The 1887-nt window shown below is 65.9% G+C and carries 4 protein-coding genes; 3 read left to right on the top strand and 1 reads right to left on the bottom strand.

Features of this window, described 5'->3' with window-relative positions:
- From RMO23_RS08890 to RMO23_RS08880, 3 genes are all read left to right on the top strand, one after another.
- Nucleotides 1-732 (top strand): ZIP family metal transporter (locus tag RMO23_RS08890; RefSeq protein WP_309680611.1); only part of this gene is annotated, 732 nt, incomplete at its 5' end.
- Between the two features lie 109 nt (nucleotides 733-841).
- Entirely contained in the window at nucleotides 842-1012 is a 171-nt protein-coding gene (locus tag RMO23_RS08885) for a hypothetical protein (RefSeq protein WP_309680609.1), read from the top strand.
- Between the two features lie 54 nt (nucleotides 1013-1066).
- Nucleotides 1067-1279, top strand: coding sequence for a hypothetical protein (locus RMO23_RS08880; RefSeq protein ID WP_309680607.1), 213 nt, complete (start codon nucleotides 1067-1069; stop codon nucleotides 1277-1279).
- Nucleotides 1280-1419: 140 nt separating this feature from the next.
- Here RMO23_RS08880 and RMO23_RS08875 read toward each other — a convergent pair.
- Nucleotides 1420-1887: NAD(P)-dependent oxidoreductase (locus RMO23_RS08875; RefSeq protein WP_309680605.1), on the bottom strand; the 468-nt coding region annotated here is incomplete at its 5' end.

Here is a 1887-nt window from a genome sequence, read left to right as displayed (position 1 = left end):
TACACCCAGCACATGCTGAGCCTGGCCGCCGGCGCCTTGCTGGCCACGGCCTTCATGCACTTGCTGCCCGAGGCGTTTGAAAGCCCGATCAGCCCGCAGCAACTGTTTGCCACCTTGCTGGTCGGGCTGGTGTTTTTCTTTCTGCTGGACAAGGCCGAGCTGTGGCACCACGGGCATGAACACCATGCCGGTGGCGCGCATGGCCACGACCCTGCCCACGACCCGGGTCATGAGCAGGTGCCACCCAATGTTCACCATCACGGCCACAGCCATGACGCCAAATCCGGTGGCTGGGCCGTGCTGGCCGGCGACAGCGTGCATGCCTTTGGCGACGGCATTTTGATTGCCTCGGCCTTCATGGCCGACCTGCGCCTTGGCGCTGTGGCCGCGCTGGCGGTGCTGGTGCATGAGGTGCCGCACCACATGGGCGACCTGGTGGTGCTGCGCCAAAGCTCCGACAACCGGCGCGCCGCCCTGATCAAGGTCACTCTGGCCGGCGCCGTGACCGCGCTGGGCGGCGTGGTCGGCTACGCGCTGGTGGACCAGCTTTTGAGCTACCTGCCGGTTTTCCTGGTGATTGCGTCCAGCAGCTTTATTTATGTGGCGCTGGCCGACCTGATTCCGCAGCTGCAAAAAAGGGCAAGCGCCGGGGAAACGGCGGCGCAGATTGCCTGGCTGCTGATTGGCATGGGCCTGGTCACCCTGATCAGCGGTCTGGTGCACGCGCAGTAGCGGGCTGCGCCGCGTCTGTCAGCCGGATGCTGACAAACAGAGGGCCTGGCAGCCTATAAGCCGGCGGCGCGACAGCGGCGAACATGAAGGCATTACTTAGGATGCCGCCATGAAACGCTCCACGAAACGCCAGTCGCTCCGTCCCTACCGCGCTATCCGCGGCAGGGTTTTTCCCCTGGCGGCAGCCTGCATTGCCTACGTCACCGCGGTGTGTGCCAGCATGGCGGCCGCGGCAGCCGTCGTGACCGACACCGTGCCCTTGATTGTGGTGGGGGTCTGAATCGTGCACACCGACCCGATTGAACTTCCAGTCGCTCCGAATGAGGACCCCGACGTGACGCCGGGCGACGGCGGCAACGACGAGCCGGCACCGCCGCTGCCCGCTGACCCGCCTGCACCAGAGCGCAACCCGGCAGTGGACCGCGCCGTGGCGCAGCACGGCGTGAGCATGGCGACCCATCCCAACGTGCCGCCGCTGGAGCCAGTGCAGCCGCTGAGCACCCCGCCGAATCCCGGCCAGGTGCAGCCTGCGCCCGAGCCGATCTAGCTGACCGGCAGCCGCAAGTTGCCTGCAAAAAAATGCTACTGTTTTAATAGCATGAGGTTCGCTTAAAACCTGGGCTAAAGCCAGATTTGGCCGACATTTCGGCTGAAATGGCGGCGCCAGGCCGGCGTCTTTGCCGGCGTCTAGCCCTGCGCTTCAAACACCGCCAGCGGCCGTTCGCCGGCCAGCGCCAGCAGCAGATTGCTGGTGGCCATTTCCGCCATGGCGTGCCGCGTTTCAAAGGTGGCCGAGCCAATATGCGGCAGCGCCGTCACCCGTGGATGCCGACGCAGCGGAGAGCCCATGGGCAGTGGTTCGGTGGCAAACACGTCGAGTCCGGCGGCGCGCAGCGTGCCCTGGTTGAGGGCCTGCAGCAGGGCGCCCTCCTGCACGATGGCGCCGCGCGCGCCGTTGATGAATATTGCACCGGGTTTCATCAGGCCAAACTCGCGCGCACCCATGAGGCCCCGGGTTTGCGCCGACAGGGGCAGTACGGCGGCAACGATGTCGGCGCGCTGCAACAATTCATCCAGTGGCGTGTGGGTGGCCTTGCCAGCCAGTTCGGGCAGCACTTTGGCCATATCGACCGGGCGGCGGCTGTGGTAGAGCAC

The sequence above is a fragment of the Polaromonas sp. genome, from assembly GCF_031411155.1.
Classification (GTDB): domain Bacteria; phylum Pseudomonadota; class Gammaproteobacteria; order Burkholderiales; family Burkholderiaceae_C; genus Polaromonas.
Note: the sequence above shows the minus strand (reverse complement) of the source record. Positions and strands in the feature narration are given on the sequence as shown.